This window comes from Nonomuraea sp. NPDC048881 (genome assembly GCF_040649795.1).
Classification (GTDB): domain Bacteria; phylum Actinomycetota; class Actinomycetes; order Streptosporangiales; family Streptosporangiaceae; genus Nonomuraea.
This window is the reverse complement of sequence record NZ_JBEZGC010000002.1, coordinates 618,860-643,176: the sequence shown is the minus strand read 5'-3', so window position 1 is coordinate 643,176 and position 24,317 is coordinate 618,860. Positions and strand designations below refer to the sequence as shown.

Annotated in this window: 26 protein-coding genes; 9 read left to right on the top strand and 17 right to left on the bottom strand. The window is 72.4% G+C overall.

Features of this window, described 5'->3' with window-relative positions:
- Positions 1–3 precede the first annotated feature (3 nt).
- The gene (locus tag AB0C33_RS08605; RefSeq protein ID WP_358285005.1) at positions 4–801 is read right to left on the bottom strand and encodes an alpha/beta hydrolase; all 798 of its coding nucleotides are present in this window, start codon (positions 799–801) and stop codon (positions 4–6) included.
- A 156-nt stretch (positions 802–957) separates the two neighbouring features.
- Between AB0C33_RS08605 and AB0C33_RS08600 the strand changes: the two genes are divergently transcribed.
- Together AB0C33_RS08600 and AB0C33_RS08595 are read left to right on the top strand one after the other, a co-directional pair.
- On the top strand, positions 958–1,908 hold the full coding sequence (locus AB0C33_RS08600; RefSeq protein ID WP_358285003.1) for an alpha/beta hydrolase: 951 nt from the start codon (positions 958–960) through the stop codon (positions 1,906–1,908).
- A 37-nt stretch (positions 1,909–1,945) separates the two neighbouring features.
- Positions 1,946–3,100: an acyltransferase gene (locus AB0C33_RS08595; RefSeq protein WP_358285001.1), complete on the top strand. Its 1,155-nt coding sequence runs from the start codon at positions 1,946–1,948 to the stop codon at positions 3,098–3,100.
- Here AB0C33_RS08595 and AB0C33_RS08590 read toward each other — a convergent pair.
- Entirely contained in the window at positions 3,097–3,582 is a 486-nt protein-coding gene (locus AB0C33_RS08590) for a glutathione peroxidase (RefSeq protein ID WP_358284999.1), read from the bottom strand. The two genes, AB0C33_RS08595 and AB0C33_RS08590, sit on opposite strands and share 4 nt — an antisense overlap.
- A gap of 187 nt (positions 3,583–3,769) precedes the next feature.
- On the opposite strand from AB0C33_RS08590, the gene AB0C33_RS08585 reads away from it, so the two are divergent.
- Together AB0C33_RS08585 and AB0C33_RS08580 are read left to right on the top strand one after the other, a co-directional pair.
- Positions 3,770–4,165 carry a transglycosylase SLT domain-containing protein gene (locus AB0C33_RS08585; RefSeq protein WP_352324904.1) on the top strand — a complete coding sequence of 132 codons (396 nt, stop codon included), beginning with the start codon at positions 3,770–3,772 and terminating at the stop codon, positions 4,163–4,165.
- Between the two features lie 333 nt (positions 4,166–4,498).
- On the top strand, positions 4,499–4,954 hold the full coding sequence (locus tag AB0C33_RS08580; protein ID WP_358284997.1) for a transglycosylase SLT domain-containing protein: 456 nt from the start codon (positions 4,499–4,501) through the stop codon (positions 4,952–4,954).
- Positions 4,955–4,996: 42 nt separating this feature from the next.
- On the opposite strand, the gene AB0C33_RS08575 is transcribed toward AB0C33_RS08580, so the two are convergent.
- A complete protein-coding gene (locus tag AB0C33_RS08575) occupies positions 4,997–5,629 on the bottom strand; it encodes a TetR/AcrR family transcriptional regulator C-terminal domain-containing protein (protein ID WP_352357184.1) in 633 nt (210 codons plus the stop codon).
- 88 nt (positions 5,630–5,717) lie between these two features.
- Here AB0C33_RS08575 and AB0C33_RS08570 point away from each other — a divergent pair, with 88 nt between their 5' ends.
- The gene (locus tag AB0C33_RS08570) at positions 5,718–6,836 is read left to right on the top strand and encodes a ferritin-like domain-containing protein (RefSeq protein WP_358284995.1); all 1,119 of its coding nucleotides are present in this window, start codon (positions 5,718–5,720) and stop codon (positions 6,834–6,836) included.
- A 26-nt stretch (positions 6,837–6,862) separates the two neighbouring features.
- On the opposite strand, the gene AB0C33_RS08565 is transcribed toward AB0C33_RS08570, so the two are convergent.
- Positions 6,863–7,342 (bottom strand): nucleoside deaminase, encoded by a 480-nt coding sequence (locus AB0C33_RS08565; RefSeq protein ID WP_358284993.1) that lies wholly within the window; start codon positions 7,340–7,342, stop codon positions 6,863–6,865.
- A 280-nt stretch (positions 7,343–7,622) separates the two neighbouring features.
- Between AB0C33_RS08565 and AB0C33_RS08560 the strand changes: the two genes are divergently transcribed.
- Both AB0C33_RS08560 and AB0C33_RS08555 read left to right on the top strand, forming a co-directional pair.
- Positions 7,623–9,344 (top strand): ABC transporter ATP-binding protein, encoded by a 1,722-nt coding sequence (locus AB0C33_RS08560; RefSeq protein ID WP_358284991.1) that lies wholly within the window; start codon positions 7,623–7,625, stop codon positions 9,342–9,344.
- Positions 9,341–11,173 (top strand): ABC transporter ATP-binding protein, encoded by a 1,833-nt coding sequence (locus AB0C33_RS08555; RefSeq protein WP_358284989.1) that lies wholly within the window; start codon positions 9,341–9,343, stop codon positions 11,171–11,173. Before AB0C33_RS08560 ends, AB0C33_RS08555 begins: the two co-directional genes overlap by 4 nt.
- Positions 11,174–11,216: 43 nt before the next feature.
- Here AB0C33_RS08555 and AB0C33_RS08550 read toward each other — a convergent pair whose 3' ends face one another.
- From AB0C33_RS08550 to AB0C33_RS08525, 6 genes are all read right to left on the bottom strand, one after another.
- Positions 11,217–11,657, bottom strand: coding sequence for a hypothetical protein (locus AB0C33_RS08550; RefSeq protein WP_358284987.1), 441 nt, complete (start codon positions 11,655–11,657; stop codon positions 11,217–11,219).
- Between the two features lie 166 nt (positions 11,658–11,823).
- Positions 11,824–12,129, bottom strand: coding sequence for a hypothetical protein (locus AB0C33_RS08545; RefSeq protein WP_358284985.1), 306 nt, complete (start codon positions 12,127–12,129; stop codon positions 11,824–11,826).
- A gap of 59 nt (positions 12,130–12,188) precedes the next feature.
- Positions 12,189–12,518 (bottom strand): DUF202 domain-containing protein, encoded by a 330-nt coding sequence (locus AB0C33_RS08540; RefSeq protein WP_357964720.1) that lies wholly within the window; start codon positions 12,516–12,518, stop codon positions 12,189–12,191.
- Entirely contained in the window at positions 12,519–12,845 is a 327-nt protein-coding gene (locus AB0C33_RS08535) for a DUF202 domain-containing protein (protein ID WP_352363977.1), read from the bottom strand.
- Positions 12,846–12,892: 47 nt separating this feature from the next.
- Positions 12,893–13,279: a hypothetical protein gene (locus AB0C33_RS08530; RefSeq protein ID WP_358284983.1), complete on the bottom strand. Its 387-nt coding sequence runs from the start codon at positions 13,277–13,279 to the stop codon at positions 12,893–12,895.
- A gap of 45 nt (positions 13,280–13,324) precedes the next feature.
- Positions 13,325–14,509 carry an aminotransferase class I/II-fold pyridoxal phosphate-dependent enzyme gene (locus tag AB0C33_RS08525; protein WP_358284980.1) on the bottom strand — a complete coding sequence of 395 codons (1,185 nt, stop codon included), beginning with the start codon at positions 14,507–14,509 and terminating at the stop codon, positions 13,325–13,327.
- A gap of 174 nt (positions 14,510–14,683) precedes the next feature.
- Between AB0C33_RS08525 and AB0C33_RS08520 the strand changes: the two genes are divergently transcribed.
- The gene (locus AB0C33_RS08520) at positions 14,684–14,941 is read left to right on the top strand and encodes a UBP-type zinc finger domain-containing protein (RefSeq protein ID WP_358284978.1); all 258 of its coding nucleotides are present in this window, start codon (positions 14,684–14,686) and stop codon (positions 14,939–14,941) included.
- 42 nt (positions 14,942–14,983) lie between these two features.
- Here the strand turns inward: AB0C33_RS08520 and AB0C33_RS08515 are convergent, their stop codons facing one another.
- Together AB0C33_RS08515 and AB0C33_RS08510 are read right to left on the bottom strand one after the other, a co-directional pair.
- Positions 14,984–16,588, bottom strand: a complete 1,605-nt coding sequence (locus tag AB0C33_RS08515; RefSeq protein ID WP_358284976.1) for a Na+/H+ antiporter — start codon at positions 16,586–16,588, stop codon at positions 14,984–14,986.
- 63 nt (positions 16,589–16,651) lie between these two features.
- Complete coding sequence (locus AB0C33_RS08510) at positions 16,652–17,737, bottom strand: hypothetical protein (RefSeq protein WP_358284974.1); 1,086 nt, start codon at positions 17,735–17,737, stop codon at positions 16,652–16,654.
- Between the two features lie 371 nt (positions 17,738–18,108).
- Here AB0C33_RS08510 and AB0C33_RS08505 point away from each other — a divergent pair, with 371 nt between their 5' ends.
- A complete protein-coding gene (locus AB0C33_RS08505) occupies positions 18,109–20,082 on the top strand; it encodes an ATP-dependent DNA helicase (RefSeq protein WP_358284972.1) in 1,974 nt (657 codons plus the stop codon).
- Between the two features lie 227 nt (positions 20,083–20,309).
- Here the strand turns inward: AB0C33_RS08505 and AB0C33_RS08500 are convergent, their stop codons facing one another.
- The 5 genes from AB0C33_RS08500 to aroC are packed head-to-tail and all read right to left on the bottom strand — an operon-like array spanning position 20,310 to position 24,276.
- Positions 20,310–21,062 carry an SGNH/GDSL hydrolase family protein gene (locus tag AB0C33_RS08500; RefSeq protein ID WP_358284970.1) on the bottom strand — a complete coding sequence of 251 codons (753 nt, stop codon included), beginning with the start codon at positions 21,060–21,062 and terminating at the stop codon, positions 20,310–20,312.
- Positions 21,059–21,493, bottom strand: coding sequence for a type II 3-dehydroquinate dehydratase (gene aroQ, locus AB0C33_RS08495; protein WP_352363963.1), 435 nt, complete (start codon positions 21,491–21,493; stop codon positions 21,059–21,061). The genes AB0C33_RS08500 and aroQ overlap by 4 nt, the downstream gene beginning before the upstream one ends.
- Positions 21,490–22,560 (bottom strand): 3-dehydroquinate synthase, encoded by a 1,071-nt coding sequence (gene aroB, locus AB0C33_RS08490; protein WP_358284968.1) that lies wholly within the window; start codon positions 22,558–22,560, stop codon positions 21,490–21,492. Before aroB ends, aroQ begins: the two co-directional genes overlap by 4 nt.
- The gene (locus AB0C33_RS08485) at positions 22,557–23,057 is read right to left on the bottom strand and encodes a shikimate kinase (protein ID WP_358284966.1); all 501 of its coding nucleotides are present in this window, start codon (positions 23,055–23,057) and stop codon (positions 22,557–22,559) included. Before AB0C33_RS08485 ends, aroB begins: the two co-directional genes overlap by 4 nt.
- 37 nt (positions 23,058–23,094) lie before the next feature.
- Positions 23,095–24,276, bottom strand: coding sequence for a chorismate synthase (gene aroC / locus AB0C33_RS08480; protein ID WP_358284964.1), 1,182 nt, complete (start codon positions 24,274–24,276; stop codon positions 23,095–23,097).
- Positions 24,277–24,317: the final 41 nt, after the last annotated feature.

Below are 24,317 nucleotides of genomic sequence, written 5' to 3'. Positions count from 1 at the left end.
CGCTCAGCTCTCGCCGAGGACGTCCCGCGCGTGCGCCTCGATCACCTGGGCCACCTCCGCAGGCGCTCTCAGGTGCGCGCCGTGCCCCTGCCCGTGCAGCGTGACGCGCCGGGCGCCGGGGATCGTCTCCCGCAGGGCGTCGAGCCGCGCGCCGAGATGGGCGGGGCTGCGGTCGCCGCCGAGCAGCACCACCGGCGTGCGGATCGCCGCGTACGCCGCCCGCCGGTCGCCCAGGGCGTCGATCGCCAGCAGGTCGTCGATCTGGCGGGGCGCGCGCAACCGCGTCGGCCGATGGCAGGCCACCGCCACGGAGGTCAGCCAGGAGATCGCCGGCGACAGGCCCACCACGTCCCTGAAGAAGATCCGCATCGCCCGGCCCGGCCGGCCCGCCGCCACCGCGGCCACGGCCGCCTGGCTGGCCGCGCCGCCGAGCGAGGGTCCGAGGGCGACGGGCGGCTCGTACAGGACCGCGCCCGCGAAGGCGTCCGGCGCGAGGAGCAGGGACTCCAGCGCGGCCACCGCGCCGGAGGAATGGCCGACGAGCAGGACGGGCCCGCCGAGCGCGGCCGCCACCGCCACCGCGTCGGCGGCCTCCTGTGCCATGGTGGCGGGCCCGGCCAGGTCCGGCCGGTACTGGCGGCGCCGGACGCGCACCACGCGGAACCGCGGCGCGAGCAGCACCGCGACCTTGCCCCACTGGGTGCCGTCGTCGAGCCCCGCGTGCAGGACGAGGACGGCCGGGCCCCGCCCCTCCTCGACCACCCGGACGTCGGTCCCGTCGGCGGATCTCACCGTGAGCATGGCGCCTCCTCAGTGCGGCCACTGTACGCCGCCTCAGCCCCGTAGTACCTCAGAGCTACGCGAAAGGTGCATCCCCCAGCGGGAAGCCGACTACAAGGCGTGATCCCTACCTTCGGTGCCGGAAGGAAGAACCGGCACGGAAGGGGACCATTCGCCATGGCATCGCTGAGGAACCGCCTGCTCGCCGCGCTCGTCACCGCTTCGGTGGCGGTGCCCGCGTCCGGCGCCGGCGGGTCCGCGGGGGTGCCCGCGCCCGTTCCCGCCGCCGTGGCGCCGCTGCGCGCCGCCACCCCGGCCGCGCTGTCCGACGAGCTGACCGGGCGGTACGCCGCCGGGCGCGCCGCCGTCCTGGCCGCCGAGCGCACCGCCGCCGCGCGGGGGCATCGCCTGCGGGCGGCGGCGCTGCGGGCCATGGCCGACCCGTCGCGCACGTTCCTGTCCTTCGACGGGCGCGACGGCGGCCGGACCGTGGAGGTCTTCGGCGACCTGGCGACGGCCCGGCGGATCGCCGTCCTGGTGCCCGGCTCCGACACGAACCTCGACCGGTACGGCCGCCTGCACGCCGGCGCGACGCGGCTGCGCGAGGCGCTCGGCGACGGCTCGGCGGTCATCGCCTGGGCCGGCTACCGCACGCCCGGCACGCTCAGCCTGGACGTGCTGACGCCCGCGCGGGCCGACGAGGCCGTGCCCGGATTGCGCGCGTTCGTCCGTGAGCTGCGCGCGGTCAAGCCCGGCGCCCGGCTGTCGCTCGTGTGCCACTCCTACGGCTCGGTGGTGTGCGGACGGGCCGCGCCCGGCCTGGACGTGGCCGACATCGTCCTGATGGGCAGCCCCGGCGCGGGCGTCCCCGACGTCGCCGCCATGCGCACCCGCGCGGTCGTGTGGGCCGGGCGCGGCGCCGCCGACTGGATCGCCGGCGTGCCGCACGCGCTGGTCGAGCTGCCGTTCGTCACGGTCGGGCTGGGGGCGGACCCGGTCTCGCCCGGGTTCGGCGCCCGCGTCTTCGCGGCGGGCGACGGCGGCCACAGCGACTACCTGCGGCCCGGCTCCCCCGCCCTGAGGGCCGTCGCCCGCATCGTCTCCGGAGAGGCCGCCCGCGATGTCTGACTCCTCCCCCCGCGTCGTCTCCGGAGAGGCGCCCGCGATGTCTGGCTCCTCCCTCCGCACCCGCTCCGGACCGCGCGGGCTCGCCGCCCGCGTCGAGGCCGGGACGCCGCCGGAGCGCGACCGGGCCCTGGACGCGCTGCGGGCCCTGGCCATCCTCGGGGTGGTGGCCGGGCACTGGCTGGTGACCGCCGTGGTCAGCGACAGCGGCAGCCTGCGCGTCACCAGCCCGCTCAAGTACCTGCCGCAGCTCGCCCCGATGTCGTGGGCGTTCCAGATGCTGGCGATCTTCTTCCTGGTGGGCGGCCTGGTCGGGGCGAAGGGCCACCGGTCGGCGCGGGCGGCCGGCATCGGCTACGTCCCGTGGCTGCGCGGCCGGTTGGGGCGGCTGTTCCGCCCGGTGGCGGTCGTCGCGGCGGTGTGGGCCGTGGCGGCGGTCGCGATGCTCGCCTCCGGCGTGCCGCTGGAGGACGTGCGGCTGCTGGTCAGGATGGCGGCGGCGCCGATGTGGTTCCTGCTGGTGTTCGCCGCGCTGACGGCGGCCACGCCGCTGGCCGCCCGGCTGCACCCGGCCTGGCCGCTCGCGGCGGTGGCGGCCTCCGACGCGGTGCGGTTCGGGCCCGGCGGCCCGGAGTGGTTGTGGTGGGTGAACCTGGCGGCCGGCTGGCTGGTGCCGTACTGCCTGGGCGCGGCCTGGGCCCGCGGGCGGCTGCGGAGCCGGGCCACCGGCTGGACGCTGCTGACCGGCGGCGCGGCCACGGCCCTGGCGCTGGTGGTGTGGGGCGGCTACCCGGCGACCATGGTCGGGGTGCCGGGCGCCCCGGTCTCCAACCTGGACCCGCCCTCGCTCGCGGCCGTCAGCTTCGGGCTCGCCCAGTGCGGCGCGGCGCTGCTGCTGCTCGGCCCGCTGCGCCGGCTGCTGCGCCGCTCCGCCGTCTGGGCGCCCGTGGCCGTGGCGAACCTGGCCGCGATGACGATCTTCCTGTGGCACCAGACCGCGCTGATCGCGGTGACCGAGCTCGGCCTGCTGGCGAGCCGGGCGCTACCGGAGAGCCGGGCGCTGCCCGGCCTGCACACCCCGCCCGAGGAGCTCGGGTGGGTGGCGGCCCGGCTGGCCTGGCTGCCGGCGTTCGCGGCGGCGCTGCTGGTGTGCTGCGCCGCCTTCCACGCCTACGAACGCCGGCGGCCCCGCTAGAGCAGCTTCTCGATGGCCGCGACGACGGCCGGGTCGTCGGGGGCGGTGCGGGGACGGAAGCGGGCCACGACGTTGCCCTCGCGGTCGAGCAGGAACTTCTCGAAGTTCCACTGGACGTCGCCCGCCGCGCCCTCCTCGTCGGCCGTCTCGGTGAGCTCGGCGTAGAGCGGGTGCCGGCCGGGGCCGTTGACGTCGGCCTTGGCCAGCAGCGGGAAGTCGACGCCGTAGGTCGCCGAGCAGAACTCCTGGATCTCCTCCGCCGTGCCGGGCTCCTGGCCGGCGAACTGGTTGCAGGGCACGCCGACCACGCTGAAGCCGCGCGGGCCGAAGTCCTGCTGGAGCTGGACCAGGCCGGCGTACTGCGGTGTCAGGCCGCAGCGGGAGGCCACGTTGACCAGCAGCACGGCCTTGTCGCCGGCGAGGTCGCCGAGCGTGGTGGGGTCGTCGGCGAGGGTGCGGAGCGGGATGTCGCGAAGGCTCATGATCTGAAGCTTACAGAACGACGCCCGCCGCAGATTGTGACCTATTCCTCATTTTTCCCGCGAAACCCCTGAATATCAATATGTCGCGATCTTGGAATTTCGCCTGATTTTTCATGGTCAATTAGGAAATGTGGGCGTTTGTCAGGCAGGGTGACGCGGTCCCCGTCCCCTTCGAAAGGGAATCCGCATGCCCATGCTCCGCCGTACCGGTGTCCTGGTCCTCGCCGCAACGCTCGCGACGGTGACCGGCACCACGGCCGCACAGGCGCAGAGCTCCCAGAGCAGTGGCAGGAACAAAGCCATCGCCAAGTCCCTGGTCGCCCAGCGCGGCTGGGGCGCCGCGAGCTACGGCTGCCTGGTCAGGCTCTGGGCCAGAGAGAGCGGCTGGAACCACAGGGCCGGCAACCGGTCGGGCGCCTACGGCATCCCGCAGGCGCTCCCGGGCCACAAGATGGCCTCCTCGGGCGCCGACTGGCGCACGAACCCGCGCACCCAGATCCGGTGGGGTCTGGGCTACATCAAGCAGCGGTACGGCTCGCCGTGTCGCGCGTGGGCGCACTTCCAATCCCACAGTTGGTACTGAGCCAAACCCCAGGTACGTCCGCGTTTTTACCCAAGGACATGCCATATGGGCGACGGGCCGGGCAATCCTGGCCCAGCGAGATCGCCCTTTATCCGAATTGAGCGCGCAAACACCTGTCCTTCGCGTGTCGAGATCGCGGCCCGCGGTCACGGCCCGTAATAGGAATCGTGCTTGAGGACACGTCGTGGCGCCTTCCGGGCCGTCCAGCACGATCGGGCGGTACAGGATCCCGGGAGGCCGCGCGGACCCTCCGCGTCCGAGCCACGGACGCGGACCGGCAGGGCGCCCCCGAGGGGGCGCCCGTCCGCACGCGACCCGAAAGCAAGGATCGCCTTGGACAGCAAACGCGTGCTCAGCGGCACTCTTCTCACTATCAGCGCGTTCGGCGTCAGCACCGGCCCGGCCTGGGCGGAGTCCCGGCCTCCGGTGATCAAGATGCGGACCTGGACAACGTCAGCGCAACCGAAGATCGCGGCCGTACGGCCCGCCGGAAGAAACAAGAAGATCGCCCTGGGACAGGTCGTCCGGCGCGCGTGGAACTACCGGGAGTTCCGCTGCCTGGACAACCTGTGGACCAGGGAGAGCAATTGGAACCACCACGCGCTCAACCGGTCGTCGGGCGCCTACGGGATCCCGCAGGCGCTGCCCGCGGGCAAGATGAGCGGCGCGGGCAAGGACTGGCGGTCCAACCCCGAGACGCAGATCCGCTGGGGCCTGGCCTACATCAAGGGAAGGTACGGCAGGCCCTGCGGCGCCTGGGGGCACTGGCAATCGCACAACTGGTACTGATCTCGCGTGCCGGAGGGCATCCGGGCCCGCCCGGGTGCCCTCCTACTGACCCGCGTGCACCGCGATGGCCTGGATGAGCAGTTCGACCCCGAACTCGAACTCCGCCTCGTGGTCGCACTCGGCCAGCAGCGGCGCCAGCGCGCTCACCTCGGGGAACAACGCCGGATCGACGACGGCTGCCTCGACCGTGCGGCTGTGGACGGGCGCGAAGGTGGGCGTCACGCCGACCTCGCGCAGCAGCGAGCCCACGATGAAGGCGATGAACATGCGCAACATCCGGACGGCGTCGGGCCCGTCGAAACCCGCGCCGCGCAGCGTGGCCAGCGCCCGCTCGACCGGCAGCAGCCCGGCGTGGGAGTGGAGCTGGCGGCTGACCACCACCATGGTCGAGCGCGGATGGTGATGGGCGATCTGCCGGAAGGCCCGCGCCTGCGCCCGCACCCGGTCGGTCCAGTGGGCGTCGGGGTCGTCGGTGAACTCGATGCCGCTCAGCACGCTCTCGGCCACGCCGTTGAGCAGCGCGTCCTTGTTCGGCACGTGGTTGTAGAGGGACATCACGCCGACGCCGAGCTCGGCCGCGATGCGGCGCATGGAGACCGCGTCGGCGCCCTCGCGCTCGATGAGGTCGATGGCCGCGGCCACGATGCGGGGCCTGGACAGGGGCTCGGTGGTCATAGCTCATTCTATTGACGCACGTACACCGTACGTGCAAGGGTCGAGCCGTGGACGTACACCGTACGTAATCCCCTCGCGGAGGTCCCCCATGTCGACGCACGATCTCTACACCCTCCCCGCCGAGCTCTCCACCTGGGACGTCGGCATGGCCGGCGCCAGCCGGTTCACCTGGGAGTACGACGAGGGCCGCGACCGCATGCTGGCCTTGTACCAGAAGGGCAAGGACAAGCAGTGGGACTCGGCCAAGCGCATCGACTGGGACCTGGAGGTGGACCCGTACAACGTGCTCGGGATCCCCGACAACACGATCGCCATCCACGACACCCCGCTGTGGCACCGGCTCGGCCCCCAGCAGCGCCAGGACGTGCGGCTGCACGGCGCGGCCTGGCAGTTCTCCCAGTTCCTGCACGGCGAGCAGGGCGCGATGATCTGCTCGGCCCGGATCGTGGAGTCGGTGCCCGACCTGGACTCCAAGTTCTACGCCGCCACCCAGACCATGGACGAGGCCCGCCACGCCGAGACCTACGCCCGCTTCCTCCAGGAGAAGGTGGGCCTGGCGTACCCGATCAACGAGCACCTCAAGGCGCTGCTGGAGAGCACGCTCAGCGACTCCCGCTGGGACATGCCCTACCTCGGCATGCAGGTGCTCATCGAGGGGCTGGCCCTGGCCGCGTTCGGCGTCATGCGCGACATCACCACCAAGCCGCTGCCCAAGCAGATCCTCGCGTACGTGATGCAGGACGAGGCCCGGCACGTCGCCTTCGGCCGGATGGCGCTGCGCGACTACTACAAGAACCTGTCGGAGTCCGAGCTGCGCGAGCGCGAGGACTTCGTCATCGAGGGCTGCTACCTCATGCGCGACCGGCTGCGCGGCGCGGAGTCCTGGGAGCACCTGGGCCTGTCCAGGGCCGAGACCGACGAGGTCATGCGGGCCACCGACCAGTCGGAGTACCTGCGGCTGTTCCGCTCGCTGCTGTTCAGCAGGATCGTGCCGTGCGTCAAGGACATCGGGCTGTGGAGCCCGCGGCTGCAGCAGGCGTACGCCGACATGGGCGTGCTGGAGATGGCCGGGCAGTCGCTCGACGCCCTCATGAAGCAGGACGAGGACATCGCCGACAAGCTGGACGCCGCCCGCTTCGCCGCCGAGGAGGCCGAGCGGCACGCCGAGGTCGCCGACACGATCGCCCTCGGCACGTCCGCCCCCTGACCGGCCCGCCCGGCCGGGCGGCGTCCTCAGCGTCCGCCGTGGAAGCGGCGGTGCAGTTCGTGCACCTGCCCGGCCAGCTCCGGGACGGGCCCGTCCACCGGGACGCCCGGCGCGACGGCGTTGACCGGCAGCGTGCTCACCGGCGGCGCCGGCACGCCCAGCTCCGCCAGCCAGCCGCCGAGCTGCTCCGACGACGCGACGTACACGATGCGCCCGAGGCCCACCCAGGCGTGGGCCGCCGCGCACATCGGGCAGTGCTCGCCGGAGGTGTAGACGGTGGCCGCCGCCCGCTCCTGCGGGGTCAGGTTGGCCGCCGCCCACCGCGCCAGCTCGAACTCCGGATGCCGGGTGCGATCGCCCCCGGCCACCCGGTTGTGGTCCTCGGCCAGCACGGCGCCGTCCGCGGCGACCAGCACGGACCCGAAGGGCTCGTCGCCCGACTCCAGCGCCTCGGTGGCCAGCTCGACACAGCGCCGCAGGTACGGCAGTTCACTTTCGTCGATCATCACGACTTTCCGTCCGGTGAGAATGGTGAGCGGAAAGGACAGCTCCGCCTTAGCCCGGGCCGCGCCCGAGCCGCAGGTGGCAGTGTGCCCGGCCGTCCGGACGGCGGCGGGCGCGGGGTCGCCGGACGCGCCGTGACGGTCTCGTTTCTGCCCGTAACCTGCAGAAACCCCCACATTTACCGCAAAAAATGGGTTGATCCCACGTATTAATGTGGATGGGATGCCTCCCGATACTGACACACCTCGCCGTCCCCTGCTCTCCTCCAACTCTCTGTGGCGGATGAAGTCCTACCTCCGCCCGTACGCCGCCAGACTGGTGCTCATCTGGCTGGCCGCGATCCTCAGCATCGCCGCGAGCATCGCGCTCCCCCTGATCAGCGAGAAGGTCATCGACGGTCCCGTGACGCGGGGCGACTCCGACGGGCTGCTCCCGCTCGGTCTCATCGCCCTGGGCGTGGGCGTCGTGGAGGCCGGGCTGATCTTCCTGCGGCGCTGGACCCAGGTCAAACCCGTCCTCGGGCTGGAGACCGCGATCCGCGACGACCTCTACGAGCACCTGCAGCGCCTGCCGATGGGCTTCCACGGCGACTGGCAGTCGGGCCAGCTGCTGTCGCGGGCCACGACGGACCTGTCCACGATCCGCCGCTTCCTCGGCTTCGGCATGCTCTTCCTGGTGATGAACGTCCTCCAGCTCATCACGGTGACCGTGCTCCTGCTGAACAAGTACTGGCCGCTCGGGCTGCTGGTGCTGGCCTCGGCCGTGCCGATCGTGTGGACGTCCCTGCGGTTCGAGAAGCGGTACATCAAGATCTCCCGCCAGGTCCAGGACGAGCAGGGCGACCTCGCCACGCTCGTCGAGGAGTCGGCCATCGGCATCCGTACGATCAAGGCGTTCGGCCGCCGCCACCACGTCTACGACCGCTACGACGAGGCGGCCCGCAAGGTGTACGGCAGCTCGGTCGACAAGGCAACCCTGTCGGCCCGGTTCTTCGCCTTCCTCGAAGTGATCCCCAACGTCACCCTCGCCCTGGTGCTGCTGCTCGGCGCGCTCGCGGTGGGCTCCGGCTCGATGACGCTGGGCACGCTGGTCGCCTTCACCACCCTGATGCTCCAGCTCGTCTGGCCGATCGCCAGCCTCGGCTACATCCTGGCCATGGCCCAGGAGGCGATGACCTCCGCCGACCGGGTCATGGAGGTCATGGACACCGTCCCGGCGATCGAGAGCGGCAGCCGCACGATCGAGCTGCCCCGGGGCCACCTGCGGTTCGAGGGCGTCGGGTTCGCCTTCCCCGGCGCGGACGAGCCGGTGCTGCGCGACGTCTGGCTGGACGTGCACCCCGGCGAGACGGTCGCGATCGTGGGCGCGACCGGCGCGGGCAAGACCACGCTGACCGCGCTGGTGCCCCGGCTGCTCGACGCCACCACGGGTCGCGTGACCATCGACGGCGAGGACGTGCGCGACCTCGACCTGACCACGCTGCGCTCGCTGGTGGCCACCGCGTTCGAGGAGCCGACGCTGTTCTCGATGAGCGTGCGCGAGAACCTCATGCTCGGCCGGCTCGACGCCACCGAGGAGGAGCTGGCCGCCGCGATCGCCACCGCCCAGGCCGGCTTCGTGTACGACCTGCCCTGGGGCCTCGACACCCGCATCGGCGAGCAGGGCCTGTCCTTGTCGGGCGGGCAGCGGCAGCGGCTCGCCCTGGCGCGGGCGGTGCTGAGCAGGCCGCGGGTGCTCGTCCTCGACGACACCCTGTCGGCGCTCGACGTGGAGACCGAGGCGCTGGTGGAGGAGGCGCTGCGGCACGTCCTGCGCGAGGCGACCGGCATCGTGGTCGCCCACCGCGCCTCGACCGTGCTGCTGGCCGACAAGGTGGCGCTGTTGCGCGACGGCACCATCACCCACGTCGGCCGCCACCACGAGCTGCTGGCCGACGTGCCCGAGTACCGCGAGCTGCTGGCCCAGGACGCCGACTTCGACCCCTCGGAAGGAGCCCTGCGATGACCGCCGCCCCCGTCTCCTCCTGGCGCGGCGTCGCCTCCGAGGAGCAGGACGAACTGCCGGAGAAGGTGTCGGTGCTGCTGCGGGAGCGCTCCCGCAGGCTGCTCGGCGACCTGCTGCGTCCCTACCGCAAGGCCATCGCGCTGCTCACCGCGATCATCGTCGTCTCCAACGCCGCGGCGCTGGCGATCCCGTACCTGGTCAAGGTGGGGATCGACGACGGCATCCCGCCGATGACCCGCGGGTCGGGGCCGTCGATCCTGCTGATCGTGGTCGGCGTGATCCTGGTCGCGGCCGTCACGCAGGCGCTCACCCGGCAGGCGTTCCTGCGCCTGTCGGGGAAGGTCGGCCAGAGCGTGCTGCTGGAGCTGCGCAGGCGGGTGTTCGACCACTTCCAGCGGCTGTCGCTGAGCTTCCACGAGAAGTACACCTCGGGCCGGGTCATCTCCCGGCTGACCTCCGACATCGAGGCCATCTCCGAGCTGCTCCAGTCCGGCTTCGACGGGCTGGTCAAGGCGGTGCTGACGATGTTCGGCACGGCCGCGCTGCTGCTCGTCCTCGACGTGCACCTCGGCCTGGTGGCGCTGGTCCCGCTGCCGCTGCTGCTGCTGTTCACGCGGTGGTTCCGGCGGCAGTCGGTGATCGTCTACCGGCGCACGCGGGAGACGGTCGCCCTGGTGATCGTGCACTTCGTGGAGTCGATGACCGGCATCCGCGCGGTGCAGGCGTTCCGCAGGGAGCCGCGCAACCAGGAGATCTTCGCCCAGCTCAACGACGACTACCGGGACGCCAACGCGCGCAGCATGGTCCTGGGCGCGGAGTTCATGTTCGGCATCAAGCTGATCGGCAACCTGACCGTGGGCGGGGTGCTGCTCTACGGCGGCTACCTGGCGATCCAGGGCGAGGTCACGGTCGGCGTGCTGGCCGCGTTCCTGCTGTACCTACGGCAGTTCTACGAGCCGATGCAGGAGCTCAGCCAGTTCTACAACACGCTGCAGTCGGCGGGCGCGGCCCTGGAGAAGCTGTCGGGCGTGCTGGAGGAGGAGCCGGGCGTGCCGGAGCCGCGCCGGCCCGAGCCGCTGCCCCAGCAGGCCCGCGGCATGGTCCGCTTCGAGGACGTGCGCTTCGCCTACGTCGAGGAGATGCCGATCCTGCCCGGCCTCGACCTGACGATCCCCGGCGGGCAGAGCGTGGCGCTGGTCGGCGCGACCGGCGCGGGCAAGACGACGCTGGCCAAGCTGATCTCCCGCTTCTACGACCCGACCGCGGGCCGCGTGCTGCTCGACGGGGTCGATCTGCGCGACCTGGACGAGACGACGCTGCGCCAGGCCGTCGTCATGGTGACGCAGGAGAACTTCCTGTTCAGCGGCACGGTGGCGGACAACATCAGGTTCGGCCGGCCGGACGCCACCGACCGGCAGGTCCGCGAGGCGGCCAAGGCGATCGGCGCGCACGAGTTCGTCGCCGGGCTGCCCGACGGTTACGACACCGAGGTCGGCAAGCGCGGCGGGCGCATGTCGGCGGGCCAGCGACAGCTCATCGCGTTCGCCAGGGCGTTCCTCGCCGACCCCGCGGTGCTCATCCTCGACGAGGCCACCTCCAGCCTCGACGTGCCGAGCGAGCGGCTGGTGCAGCGGGCGCTGCGCACGATCCTCGCCGACCGCACCGCGCTGATCATCGCCCACCGGCTCTCGACCGTGGAGATCGCCGACCGGGTGCTGGTGATGGAGGCCGGCCAGGTCGTCGAGGACGGGCCGCCCGACCGGCTCATCGCCGCCTCGGGCCGCTTCGCCGGGCTGCACCGGGCCTGGCTGGAGAGCCTGAGCCAGTGACCACGACGCCGCCGGCCCACCGCGCGAGCGGCGGGCCGGCGCGCTAGTGGTGGACGGGCGCGGCGGCCACGAGGCCGCGGTACAGCTCGTACCCGACGAACAGGGCGACGGGCACCCCGATCGCGACGAGCAGCCGACCGGCCAACGGCGCCCCGGCCAGGGGCGCCTTCGGCTCCTCCAGCACCGGACCCGACACGACGCCGAGCTCGGGCACGAGTTCGGGCCGCACCTCGGGATCCGGCCGCAGCTCGGGGTGCCTGGCCAGGTAGCCGTTCGGGAACGACGTCACGTGGTAGGCGCCGCATCCCGGGCAGCACGTGCCCGACGAGGGAGGCTGCACGGCAACGCCGGAGCTGAGCCAGATCTCGACCTGATTGCCGTGGTCGTCGGCGAAATGCCGGACGACGAATTCCTCCTCCCAGACACGCAGACAGCGCAGGCACTCGAAGGGCCAGGTCTCGCGGGTCTCGAACCCGTCGCGCACGAGGATCACCCCCGGCTGGGGTTTCAGTGGTCTAGACCTGAGTCTGCGCCTGGCCCCGCGCCTGCGCAAGACGCACCTTATGACACTTCAAGCTACGAAACGCTTACCAAGTGTCATGGTTTAGCGCCGTTTTTCGGCACTTGCCCGCCCGCCGTCGCGTCTCCCGTCAGTACGGACGCCGCGGCGGAACCGGGCTGAGCAGCGGCGTGGCGTCCGGCACGACCGGCTCGTCCGACCGGAACAGCTCCGGATGACGGGCGAGATAGCCGGCCGGGAACGTGGTGGTCTGCTGACAGCCGCAATGCGGGCAGATCACCCCGTACGACGGCGGCGGCACCACGAGCCCGTCCCTGAGCCAGATCTCGGCGGCGTTCCCGTGCTCGTCGTCGACGTGCCGGACGAGGTAGTCCTCTTCCCAGACGTGCCAGCAACCGCGGCACTCGAAGGGCAGGGTCCTGCGTTCTTCCTCCACTGAGGTCACCCCCTCACTACGAGTGTCCGCCTCCCCTCCGGAACATCGCAAGCCGGGGGTCACCGGACCGTGAGCACGAAGGTGACCGCGCCGAGCACGACGCTGAGGGTGCCGAGCCAGGCGAACAGCGCGTCGAGGCCCGCGTCGATGGGCCGTCCGCCGTGCAGGGCCTCCTGGACCCGGCGGAAGCGCACCCCCGTCCTGATCAGCAGGACCGCGCCGCACAGCGCGGCCAGCGCGAACCCGGCGACGGCCACGGCGGGCAGGCCGTGGCGCACCGCGAGCCCGGCGGCGCCGAGCCCGCCCGTGGCCAGCGCCACGGCGGTGCGGACCCAGGCGAGCCGGGTGCGCTCGCTCTGCAGGCCCTCGTCCCAGATCTCCTGCGACATCTACACCGACAGGATGATGAGCACGAGGGCGACGACGGCCACGGTGGCGACGCCGTACCCGAAGACCGCCGCGAGGGCGGGCGGCGGGAGCGGCGCCTGGTTGCGCAGGGCGCGCTGGATGTTGCGCCAGCGCGGATAGGCCATGCCCGCGGCCAGCGCGGACAACGACACCAGCATGACGGCCAGCACCGTGCGGACCCACGGAACGAACACGTCGGAGGGCACCGCCGCCATGGCCACCCCGCCCGCGCTGAGCGCCAGCGCCGTACTCAGCCACGTGAGGAAGGTGCGTTCGTTGGCCAAGGTGAAACGCGGGTCGGGCTCCATGCCTTATATGGTAATTCGTCCCCTTTTCCCCTAGAGAAGACGGGATTTCAGCTGCACGCCTTGGCGACCTGCTGGGCGTAGTCGACCGCCTCGCCGCCCACCTTCTGGGCCGCGTCGACGGCGTCGTTCACGTTCTGGACGTTGATCCCGCCCAAAGTCTTGGCAAGGTCTTCGCTGGCCTGCTTGAGCGTGGTGTTGGCGGCCTTGTCGGCCACGTCGTTGAGCTTGCCCGCGGCGTCGTCGAGCGCCTTCTCCATGGCCTTGGGGTCGTCGGTGAGGTCCTTGACCTTGGCGGCCAGGTCGGTGACGATCTTCGGCGCCTCCAGGCACGCCTGGGCCTTGTCGATCGTGTCGTTGACCTCGCCGCACCCGGCGGCCAGGACGCAGACGGCGAAGAGCGCCAGGGGCACGAACCGGCTCTTGATGAGTCGCATACCTCGACCTTACCCAGCGCCCCGCGCCCGTGGCGGCGCGCGCGATCAGTGAAGAAGCCCCGCTCGACGGCCGGCGACGGCGAAGGCGGCCGCGATCCGGTCGAGCTGCGCGTCGGTGTGGGTGGCGGTGAGGCTGACCCGGATGAGCGCCTGCCCCGGCGGCACCCCGGGCGAGATCATGGCCGTGGTGAACACCCCTTCGTCGAACAGCTCCCGCCACAACCGGAAACAGCGCAGGTCCTCCCCCACTGGCACGGCGATGACCGGACGGTCCGACGGCACGACGGCGTACCCCAGCCCGGCCAGCTCGCCGCTCAGCCGCCCGGCCGCGGTCCGCAACCGGCGCCGCCGCTCGGGCTCGGCGACGACGATCTCCAGGGCGGCCAGCGCGGCGGCGGCGCAGGCCGGTGACAGGGCGGCGGTGAACACCATGGACCGCGCGTGGTGGCGCAGGTAGAGGATGATCTCCTCCGGCCCGGCGACCGCGCCGCCGATCGTGCCGAACGACTTGGAGAAGGTGATGGTCTGCACGTCCACCGCCTCCTCCAGGCCGTGCGCCTCGGCGGCGCCGCGACCGGCGTCCCCCAGCAGGCCGGCGTCGTGGGCGCTGTCCATCACGACGCGGGCTCCGTACGTGCGGGCGAGCTTGGCGATGCCCGGCAGGTCGCACACGTTGCCCGAGGTGGAGAACATGCCCTCAGTCACGATCACCCGGCCGGCGTCCGGGTCGCCGGCGGCCAGCAGCCGTTCCAGGTGGTCCATGTCGTTGTGCCGGTAGCGGCGTAAGCGCGCCCCGCCCAGGCGTACGGCGTCGATGAGGCACGCGTGCACCAGCCGGTCGCCGATCACCACGTCGCCGGGCCCCAGCAGCGCGCCCAGCGCGAGGTTGGCCAGGTAGCCGGCGCTGGTCACCATGACCGCCGGACGCCCGAGGAACTCCGCGAGCCGCGCCTCCAGCTCCTCGTGCAGCGCGAGGGAGCCGTTCGTCAGCCGCGAACCGCCGCTGCCCGCCCCGAGCCGCCGGATCGCCGCGACGGCGGCCTCCTTGACGCGGGGATCCCCCGAGAGCCCGAGATAGTCGTTGGACCCGGCCTGCACCAGCACCCGCCCGCCGACCACCACCTCCCCGTCGCCCGGCCGCTCCTGGATCGGGTGGTAGTACGGATAGACGCCCAGCTCCTTGACCGGCTGGTACCCGGGCAGACGACACTTCGCGAACACATCGGCCATGCCTTCTCACTCCCCTGAGCGCGGACCCCCTGAGAAGAGTCTGATCGACCACCCCGCCGGCCGCGCGGAACCCCCTTCGCCGAAGGCCCGGCGCGCACGGCCTTCTCGCAGGTCAGGGCCCGGACAGCAGGTCTGCGCGGAAGGCATCGGCGGCCGGGTCCTAGGATCGGATCCATGGCAATGTGCGAGCATCTTTCCCAGGCCGACGACCCGGCGGCGAAGACCCCTGAGGGCTGCGAGGAGTGCCTGGCCAGCGGCAGCCGATGGGTGCACCTGCGGCGCTGCCTGGAGTGCGGCCACATCGGCTGCTGCGACTCCTCGCCCAACAAGCACGCGACCAAGCACTTCCACGCGACCACGCACCCGGTGATCCAGTCGTTCGAACCGGGCGAGAGCTGGCGCTGGTGCTTCGTGGACAACCAGATGGGCTGACTGCCCGGCTGACCTGCCCTGCGCGGGCGGCGCCCGTCGGGGTCAGCGTTCGAGGATGGCCTCCTCGAAGTCGAGCTGGGCCATCACCTCGCGCAGCACCTCGTCGTCGAGGCGGCGCTCGTCGCGCAGGCGGACGAACACCTCGCGCTCGGCCGTGAGCATGTCACGGCGCAGCCGCCGGTAGATGCTGCTGGGGGTCTCGGCGCCGCCCTGCGCGGTGCCGCCGCCCAGACGTTCCCACGCGGTCAGCGACCGCCGCCACGACTTCTCCCTGAGCTGGTCGATGACCTGCTTCTTGATCTCGTCGGGCTCGCCCTCCTGCTCGACCAGGCGTTCGAGCTCGGCCAGGCCCGCCTCCAGCGCGGCCTGCTGGGCGGCCGCCTCGGCCAGCGTGTCCTCGTAGCGCTCCTGCTCGCTCGACACGCGCAGCTTCCTGATCAGGGCGGGGAACGTCATGCCCTGGATCAGCAGGGTGCCGATCACCGTGGTGAACGTCAGGAACAGCAGCATGGCCCGGTCGCGGGCCGGGATCTCCGGCGGGATGGAGAACGCCGCCGCGAGCGACACCACGCCCCGCATGCCGGCCCAGCCCAGGATCACCGTCTGCTGCGGGCTGGGCGCCGGGCCCCGCCGGACGAGCTTGACCAGCGGGGTGAACGCGAACACCCACACGAACCTGGACACGATCGTCACCGCCAGCACCGCCAGCGCGTAGCCGGCGACCTGCCAGGGGCCGTAGCCGGTGATGCCCTTGATCACGGTCACGAGCTGCAGGCCGATGAGCGCGAAGACGATCGACTCCAGGAAGAAGTCGGTGACCTTCCACACCGCGTCGGACACCAGCCGGGTGCCGAACCCCCGCTGGTGCATGCGGTTGCCCAGGTAGAGGCCGACGACCACGACGGAGATCACGCCCGAGGCGTGCACCGGCTCGGGCCCGAGCCCGGAGACGTGCACGGACTCGGCCGCGAGATAGGCCGCGAACGGGATCAGCAGCATCAGCGTGTTCTCGACCAGCGAGTCGCGGGTGTGCTGGAACACCCAGGCGAACACGAACGCCAGCGCCAGCCCGATCGCCACCCCGCCGAGCGCCGCGAACAGGAACTGCGCCACGCCCTGGAACAGGTCGATGCTGCCGCCCACGGCCGCCCCGATGGCCACCCGGTAGGCCGTCAGCGCCGTGGCGTCGTTGAACAGGCTCTCGCCGATGAGGATCGTCAGCGACTTGCGCGGCAGCCCGAGCCGCCGGCCCACGGCGACGGCCGCCACGGCGTCGGGCGGCGCGATGATCGCGCCGAGCGCGAAGGCGGCGGCCAGCGGGAGCTGCGGCAGCAGCAGGTGGACGACCAGCCCCACCACGGCCGTGGTGAACAGCACCAGGCCGATCGACAGCAGCGCCACGGCCCGCTTGACGTCACGCAGGCGCAGGTAGGAGCTGTCGAGCGCGGCCGAGTAGAGCAGCGGCGGCAGGAACACGAACAGCACCAGTTCGGGCTGCAACGGCACCGCCGGCACCAGCGGCGAGACCAGCAGGCCGGCCGCGACCAGCAACAGCGGGGCCGGCCAGCCCCGCCGCCGTGCCACCGCCGCGACCGCGACCGCGCCACCGGCCATCAGCAGCAGTTGCAGGCCCATGGTCGGGTTCAACGACGTTCCTCCAGCTCGCCCGGGTGGATGCCGAGAGCGTACCCGGCGGGCGGGAGGAGGGTGTCACCACTCCCGGCGGTCGCGCCCGTCGCCGTAGTCCTGCTGCTGGTCGGGGCGCAGGCGTTCGCCGGTCGAGAACAGGGGGTCCGTCACGTACGGACGGCCCATGTTCGGGTCGGACGACTGCGGCGGGTACTCCTGGCGGCCGAGCGCCAGCAGCGGGTCCACCGGGTTGGGCTGCGCGGGCTGCTGGTAGCCCTGGTAGGCGTCGGCCGCGCGGTAGGGGTCCTGGGCGGGCGCGGGGTTGTGCCTGCGGCCGGCGCCGGGGATGCCGTGCATGGGCGTGCCGAGCCCGGCCGTGCTCTGCGGCTGCGCCGGAGGCTGCTGGGGCTGGGGCTGGGACGGCGGCTGCTGGTAGGAGCCGTACGAGTCCGGGGTGTACTGCTGGGCCGGCGGGTAGGGGTCGCCGGCCTGCGACGGGAAGCCGAGCGGGTCGGTGCTCAGCGGCGCCGGTCGGCGCTGGTCGGCGGGCAGCTGGTAGACGGGCTCGCTGCTCTCGACGTACTGGGGGCCGGTGAAGGGGTCGCCGGCGTACTGGGGGCCGCTCAGCGGGTCGCCCGTGTACTGCGGGCCGCTGAAGGCGTCACCCGTGTACTGGGGGCCGCTCAGCGGGTCGCCCGTGTACTGCGGGCCGCTGAACGGGTCACCGGTGTACTGCGGGCCGCTGAACGGGTCACCGGTGTACTGCGGGCCGCTGTGCGGGTCGCCGGGGTACTGGGCGGCGGGCTGCTCGACGTACTGGGGGCCGGTGAAGGGGCTGCGCTCGCCGTACGACGGCGTCTCCCGGGTGCCGGTGGTCTCGCTGTAGGAGGCCACCAGTTTGTCCTGCGGCGCGGGGCCGCGCGCGACCAGCACGTCGTTGGGCGACAACGACGCGGTGGGCCGCTCGTCGAGCGCGGGCGGCGGAGGCTGCTGCTGGGCGTGCTGGGGCGGCCGGTGGTACGTGCCGGTGCCCGGCATGACCTCGGTGCCCGGATCGGCCGCGGGCACCGCGGGCTGCTCGCCCGTGGCCTCGGCGTAGCCGTCGTCGAGCGTGTCGAGCAGCCTGCCGACGTCCTCCATCGGCATGCGGAAGCTCGCTGTGCACATCTCCCCACGCCACAGGCTGAGGACCAGTGTGCCCTCATGCCACGTGACCCGGAGGCACCGCTCCTGACCTCGTGCATCGAAGAAGACTTCGCCGAACGACGGCAACGGGACAACTTCCGACATGGCAGACATACTGCTTTAACCAGCCTTTATTCGTCCACTCAACCCCGGAAAACCCTACCTAACCGCTCTCACCATCGAGACCGTGAACCCCATCGATCACACCAGCAAGATCTCCCTGACCAGTTGGAGTTCCGCTCGACAGTGTGCCACGGGAGTCCCGCGGGGAGCCCGCGAACGCCGGGATGCGCATGACCGGACACAGGGCGTCCCGGCGCGTCGGCCCGGGATTGCGGGTACCGTTGACGACCGTGCCGGACTCCCATCTCCCGTCAGTGGACGAACTGCTCAGCATCGCGGTCGGCGCTCTCGGAGGGAGCGAACGGCAGGGCCAGGTCACCATGGTCAAGGCCGTCCAGAAGGCCATCGACGACGAGGAGCACCTGGCCGTCCAGGCGGGCACGGGCACCGGCAAGTCGCTGGCGTACCTGGTGCCCTCGATCCGGCACGCCATGGACAGCGACTCCCCCGTCGTGATCTCCACGGCCACCATCGCGCTGCAGCGCCAGCTCGTCGACCGCGACCTGCCCCGGCTCGCCGAGGCGCTGGGCAAGGAGCTGCCGCACGAGCCGACGTTCGCCATTCTCAAGGGCCGGCGCAACTACCTGTGCCGCTACAAGGCGACGGCGGGCTGGCCCGAGGAGGACGAGCAGGACCAGCTCTTCGACCCGCGTGAGGTGAGCGCGACCGGCCGCATGGTCCAGCGCATCCAGGAGTGGGCCGACGAGACCGAGACGGGCGACCGCGACGAGCTGGTGCCCGGCGTCAGCGAGCAGGCCTGGCGGCAGTTCTCGGTGAGCGCGCAGGAGTGCCTGGGCGCCACCCGCTGCCCGAGCGGCCCCGAGTGCTTCGCCGAGCTGGCCAGGGCGCGCGCGGGCGAGGTCGACGTCGTGGTGACCAACCACGCGCTGCTGGCCATCGACGCCATGGGCGACCTGCCGGTGCTGCCCGAGCACGAGGTCGTGGTCGTCGACGAGGCCCACGAGCTGGTCGACCGGGTGACCTCGGTGGTCACCAGCGAGCTGTCGGAGGCCTCGGTGATGCTGGCCGTGCGCCGCGTCGGCCGGCTGATCGAGCAGCCGCTCGCCGACCAGCTCATGGAGGCGGGCGAAGACCTCAAGGCGCTGCTGGCCGCCGCCCCGCCCGGCCGCATCGACGAGCTGCCGCAGGTGCTCGGCCTCACCTTGCAGCTCATCCGCGACACGGCCTGGCGGTGCATCACCGCCATGGGCCCGCGCAACGCCGACAAGGACGACCCCGACAAGGCCGGCCAGCGCAAGGCCGCCTTCACCGCGCTCGACGAGGTGCACGACACCGCCGTCCGCATGCTCGACGCCTACGGCCACGCCTCCGAGGCCGACCGCGCCGAGGTGGTCTGGCTCGACGGCGCCACCGACCGCCGTCCGCCCATGTTGCGGGTCGCGCCGCTGAGCGTGAGCGGCATGCTGCGCGACCGGCTGTTCGGCGAGCGCACGGTGGTGCTCACCTCCGCCACGCTCGCCCTCGGCGGCACGTTCGACGGGCTGGCCGCGCAGTGGGGCCTGGGTGACAGCAAGCGCTGGCAGGGCATCGACGTCGGCTCGCCGTTCGACCACCCGCGCGCCGGCATCCTCTACGTCGCCAAGCACCTTCCCCAGCCGGGCCGCGACGGGCTGCCGCAGCAGTATCTCGACGAGATCACCGAGCTCATCGAGGCGGCCGGCGGGCGCACGCTGGGGCTGTTCTCCTCGATGCGCGCCGCCAAGGCCGCCACGGAGGCGCTGCGCGAGCGGCTCGACGTGCCGCTGCTGTGCCAGGGCGACGACTCGACCATGCTGCTGGTCAAGCAGTTCGCCGAGGACGAGCCGACCTGCCTGTTCGGCACGTTGTCGCTGTGGCAGGGGGTCGACGTCCCCGGGCCGTCGCTGCGGCTGGTCATCATCGACCGGGTGCCGTTCCCGCGTCCCGACGATCCGCTCACCTCGGCCCGGCAGCGGCACGTCGCGGCGCGCGGCGGCAACGGGTTCATGGCGGTGGCGGCCAACCACGCCGCCCTGCTGCTGGCCCAGGGCACCGGCCGGTTGCTGCGCGCGCAGGACGACAAGGGCGTCATCGCGGTCCTCGACCCGCGCCTGGCGACGGCCCGGTACAGCGGTTTCCTGCTGGGATCGTTGCCGCCGTTCTGGCGCACCACCGACCCGGCCGTCCCCCGTGCCGCGCTCAAGCGCCTGTCCACCGAGTCCTGACCGTCGCGGGCCCCTTCAGGCGACAGTCTTTTCCTTCTTTTCCTTACGGCTCCGCCTGGTCAGGCCACCCGCCGTACGGGGCCGGCGGGCTTCCAGGAAACGCCCGCTGACCCTTCACCGGCCGGCCGCCGTCACGCGAGCCCGCCTTGCCCCACTCCGTGGCCCCCGTCGGCCGCGGGGAACGCCCTCCGAGCGGACCTGATCCGGTAATGGCCCGGGGAGAACGGCTAGAACGGGGTGAGGTCGGGGCGCTTCGGGGTGAGGCCGTCGCCGGAGGAGGTGCCGCGCAGGCGGCGGGACATCCACGGCACCAGGTGCTCGCGGATCCACTGGGCGTCCTCGCGGCGCCGCGCCCGCGGGTCGACCAGCCGCTCCGGCCAATCCTTGCGCCAGTCGTCGAACGGCACCCCGAGCACGTCGAGCACGCGGGCCGCCACCAGCCGGTGGCCGTCCTCGTTCATGTGCAGGCGGTCGGTGCTCCAGGCCCGCCAGTCGCGCAGCCCCTGCATCGACCACTGGTCGACCAGCCGGCAGCCGTAGAGGTCGGCGATGGAGCGGATGTGCAGGTAGAAGATGGCGAAACGGCCGCGCAGCCGCCGCATCAGCGGCGTGTCGCGCGGATCGACCCCGGTGAACAGCAGCACGTCCGCGCCTCCGGCCCGCAGGTCGCGCACCGCGCGGGCCAGGCGCTTGGCCATCACGTCGGGGTCGCTGCCCGGCCGCAGCAGGTCGTTGCCGCCCGCGCAGAAGCTGACCAGGTCGGGACCCATCTCGATGGCCCGCGGCACCTGCTCGGTGACGATCTGGTCGAGCAGCTTGCCGCGGACGGCCAGGTTCGCGTAGCGGAACGCCGGGTCGTCGGCGGCGAGCCGTTCGGCGACCCGGTCGGCCCAGCCGCGGTAGTGCCCGTCGGGGCCTGGATCGTTCAGTCCTTCGGTGAAACTGTCCCCGAGTGCGACGAAGGACTTGTATTGCCTCATGAGCTGCTGTTCATCTCCGCGATAGCGTGTAGCGCCAGGACGTAGGACTGTAGTCCGAATCCGGCGATCGTGCCCGTCGCCACCCCGGCGACGACCGAGGTGTGGCGAAACTCTTCCCTCGCCGCGGGGTTGCTGATGTGCACCTCGACGAGCGGGGCGGTGCGCTGGGCGATGGCGTCGCGCACGGCGTAGGAGTAGTGGGTGAAGGCGGCCGGGTTGAGCACGACGGGGATGCGGCCGTCGGCGGCCTCGTGCAGCCAGCCGATCAGCTCGGCCTCGTCGTCGGTCTGGCGCACCTCGACCTGCTCGCCGAGCTTGCGGCCGGTCTCGCGGCACAGCTCGGCGAGGTCCTCCAGCGTCTCGGCCCCGTAGACGTCGGGCTCGCGGGTGCCGAGCCGGCTCAGGTTGGGGCCGTTGAGCACGAGGATCATCGCGCGATCTCCTTGTAGGCGGCTTCGAGCAGCTCTTCGGCGGGGTCTTCGAGCCGCCCGGGCCTGGCCAGGTCGTCGAGGACGACGAAGCGCTGCTTGGCGCCCCGGTTCTTCTTGTCCAGCCGCATGTGGTCGCGCAGCCGCGGCCAGGCGCCGGCGTGGTAGGAGACCGGCAGGCCCACGGAGGTGAGGATCGCGCGGGTGCGGGCGGTCAGGTCGGCGCGGCCGGACAGCCGGGACAGCTCGGCGGCGTAGACCATGCCGATGGCGACCGCCTCGCCGTGGCGGATCGTGTAGTGCTCGTCGCGCTCGATGGCGTGGGCGAGCGTGTGTCCGTAGTTGAGGATCTCGCGCAGGCCCTGCTCGCGCAGGTCGGCGCCCACGACGTCGGCCTTGACGCGGATCTTGCGCTCGATCAGCTCGCGGGTGTGGGGGCCGTCGGGCCGGGTGGCCCCCTCGGGGTCGGACTCGACCAGCGTGAGGATCTGCGGGTCGGCGATGAAGCCGCCCTTGATGATCTCGGCGAGCCCCGCCACGTAGTCGGCCTTCGGCATGCCGGGCAGCACGGCCAGGTCGCAGAGCACCCCGGCGGGCGGCAGGAACGTGCCCACCAGGTTCTTGCCCTCGGGGGTGTCGATGCCGTTCTTGCCGCCGACGGCGGCGTCGACCATGGCCAGCAGCGTCGTCGGCACGAGCACGACCTGCACGCCGCGCAGCCAGGTGCCGGCCACGAAGCCGGCCAGGTCGGTCGTCGCGCCGCCGCCCACGCCCACGACGGCGTCGGAGCGGGTCAGGCCGTGGCGGCCGAGCGCGGACCACAGGCCGGCGGCCACCTCGGGCGTCTTGCACGCCTCGCCGTCGGGGACGGGCAGGTCGGCCACCTCGTAACCGGCCTCGGCCAGCGCCGCGAGGACCGGGCGGGACAGCTCGGGCAGGCCCTGCGGGCGGACGACGGCAACCGTGCGCACGCCCGGCCGGAACAGGCCCGGCAGCTCGGCCTGCACGCCGCTGCCCACCACGACGTCGTACGGGCTGTCGCCGGATACGGGGATCCGCGTCGCGGTCATGCCGGCAGGCCCTCCAGGATCTCGTCGGCGAGCTCGCCGGGGTCGCGCTTGTCGGTGGCGAGCGTGACCACGGCCAGACGCTCGTAGACCGGCCGCCGCTCCTCCATCAGCTTCTTGAGCTGGCTGCGCGGGTTGAGCACGAGCAGCGGCCTGGCCGAGCCGAGCCCGACCCGCTGGACCGCGTCGGCCAGGCCCACCTGCAGGTAGACCACGTGGTGACCGGCGAGCAGGGCCTGGGTGTCCTCGTTGAGCACGGCGCCGCCGCCGAGCGACAGCACGCCGTCGTGCTCGGCCAGCGCGCGGCGCACGGCCTGGTGCTCCAGCTCGCGGAAGCGGGCCTCGCCGTCCTCGACGAAGATGTCGGAGACCGGCTTGCCGGCCACGGCCTCGACGTCGGCGTCGGTGTCGCGGAAGGCGACGCCGAGCCGCTCGGCCAGCAGCTGCCCGATCGTGGTCTTGCCTGATCCGGGCGGCCCGATGAGCACGGCTCTGGTCACTGGTCGCTCACCCCTTCTCGTTCGCTCCGCGCGGCCGTCACTTGATCACCATCGAGGAGAGGTAGCCGGACAGGTTGCGGGCGACCTCCTCCACCGAGTCGCCGCCGAACTTCTCCAGGGCCGCGTCGGCCAGCACCAGCGCGACCATGGCCTCGGCCACGATGCCCGCGGCCGGGACGGCGCACACGTCGGAGCGCTCGTGGTGGGCCTTGGCCGCCTCGCCGGTCTTGACGTCGATCGTGGCCAGGGCCCTCGGCACGGTGGAGATGGGCTTCATGGCGGCGCTGACCCGCAGGACCTCGCCGTTGGTCATGCCGCCCTCGACGCCGCCCGCGCGGTTGGTGACGCGCTTGACGCCGTTCTCGGCGGTGTACTCGATCTCGTCGTGGGCGCGCGAGCCGGGCCGGCGGGCGGTCTCGAAGCCGTCGCCGACCGCGACGCCCTTGATCGCCTGGATGCCCATGAGGGCCGCGGCGAGCCGGGAGTCGAGCCTGCGGTCCCAGTGGGTGTAGCTGCCCAGGCCGGGCGGCAGGCCGTAGGCGAGCACCTCGACGACGCCGCCGAGCGTGTCGCCCTCTTTGTGCGCCTGGTCGATCACGGCGACCATGGCGGCGCTGCCCTCGGGGTCGGAGCAGCGGACCGGGTCTTCGTCGATCCTGGCCAGGTCGCCGGGGCCGGGCAGCACCTCGGTCGGGGTCTGCGCGCCGCCGATGGAGGTGACGTGGCTGACGATGTCGACGCCGAGCGCCTGCTTCAGGAAGCGCCTGGCGACCTCGCCGAGCGCGACGCGGGCCGCGGTCTCGCGGGCGCTGGCCCGGTCGAGCACCTGGCGGGCGTCGTCGAAGCCGTACTTCTGCATGCCGGCCAGGTCGGCGTGGCCGGGGCGGGGGCGGGACCGCGGCGCGTTGCGGGCCAGGCCCTCCAGCTCGGCCGGGTCGACCGGGTCGGCCGACATGACCTTCTCCCACTTGGGCCACTCGGTGTTGCCCACGCGGACGGCGACCGGGCTGCCCATGGTGCGGCCGTGGCGCACGCCGCCGACGATCGTCACCTGGTCCTGCTCGAACTTCATCCGCGCGCCGCGGCCGTAGCCGAGCCTGCGGCGGCGCAGGGCCTCGTCGATCGCGGCCGTGGTCACCTCGACCCCGGCGGGCAGTCCTTCGAGGATGGCAACGAGTTCGGGGCCGTGGGACTCTCCGGCCGTCAACCAGCGCAACATGACTCCAAGTCTTCCACGTGCGGCCGGGTGGGATGTCCGTC

Bases quoted from the DNA above. Each gene is read 5' to 3' on its own strand.
- AB0C33_RS08605 (WP_358285005.1), bottom strand. From the start codon at position 801: ATGCTCACGGTGAGATCCGCCGACGGGACCGACGTCCGGGTGGTCGAG.
- AB0C33_RS08600 (WP_358285003.1), top strand. From the start codon at position 958: ATGGCATCGCTGAGGAACCGCCTGCTCGCCGCGCTCGTCACCGCTTCG.
- AB0C33_RS08595 (WP_358285001.1), top strand. From the start codon at position 1,946: ATGTCTGGCTCCTCCCTCCGCACCCGCTCCGGACCGCGCGGGCTCGCC.
- AB0C33_RS08590 (WP_358284999.1), bottom strand. From the start codon at position 3,582: ATGAGCCTTCGCGACATCCCGCTCCGCACCCTCGCCGACGACCCCACC.
- AB0C33_RS08585 (WP_352324904.1), top strand. From the start codon at position 3,770: ATGCCCATGCTCCGCCGTACCGGTGTCCTGGTCCTCGCCGCAACGCTC.
- AB0C33_RS08575 (WP_352357184.1), bottom strand. From the start codon at position 5,629: ATGACCACCGAGCCCCTGTCCAGGCCCCGCATCGTGGCCGCGGCCATC.
- AB0C33_RS08570 (WP_358284995.1), top strand. From the start codon at position 5,718: ATGTCGACGCACGATCTCTACACCCTCCCCGCCGAGCTCTCCACCTGG.
- AB0C33_RS08565 (WP_358284993.1), bottom strand. From the start codon at position 7,342: ATGATCGACGAAAGTGAACTGCCGTACCTGCGGCGCTGTGTCGAGCTG.
- AB0C33_RS08560 (WP_358284991.1), top strand. From the start codon at position 7,623: ATGAAGTCCTACCTCCGCCCGTACGCCGCCAGACTGGTGCTCATCTGG.
- AB0C33_RS08555 (WP_358284989.1), top strand. From the start codon at position 9,341: ATGACCGCCGCCCCCGTCTCCTCCTGGCGCGGCGTCGCCTCCGAGGAG.
- AB0C33_RS08540 (WP_357964720.1), bottom strand. From the start codon at position 12,518: ATGTCGCAGGAGATCTGGGACGAGGGCCTGCAGAGCGAGCGCACCCGG.
- AB0C33_RS08535 (WP_352363977.1), bottom strand. From the start codon at position 12,845: ATGGAGCCCGACCCGCGTTTCACCTTGGCCAACGAACGCACCTTCCTC.
- AB0C33_RS08530 (WP_358284983.1), bottom strand. From the start codon at position 13,279: ATGCGACTCATCAAGAGCCGGTTCGTGCCCCTGGCGCTCTTCGCCGTC.
- AB0C33_RS08525 (WP_358284980.1), bottom strand. From the start codon at position 14,509: ATGGCCGATGTGTTCGCGAAGTGTCGTCTGCCCGGGTACCAGCCGGTC.
- AB0C33_RS08520 (WP_358284978.1), top strand. From the start codon at position 14,684: ATGGCAATGTGCGAGCATCTTTCCCAGGCCGACGACCCGGCGGCGAAG.
- AB0C33_RS08510 (WP_358284974.1), bottom strand. From the start codon at position 17,737: ATGTGCACAGCGAGCTTCCGCATGCCGATGGAGGACGTCGGCAGGCTG.
- AB0C33_RS08500 (WP_358284970.1), bottom strand. From the start codon at position 21,062: ATGAGGCAATACAAGTCCTTCGTCGCACTCGGGGACAGTTTCACCGAA.
- aroQ (WP_352363963.1), bottom strand. From the start codon at position 21,493: ATGATCCTCGTGCTCAACGGCCCCAACCTGAGCCGGCTCGGCACCCGC.
- aroB (WP_358284968.1), bottom strand. From the start codon at position 22,560: ATGACCGCGACGCGGATCCCCGTATCCGGCGACAGCCCGTACGACGTC.
- aroC (WP_358284964.1), bottom strand. From the start codon at position 24,276: ATGTTGCGCTGGTTGACGGCCGGAGAGTCCCACGGCCCCGAACTCGTT.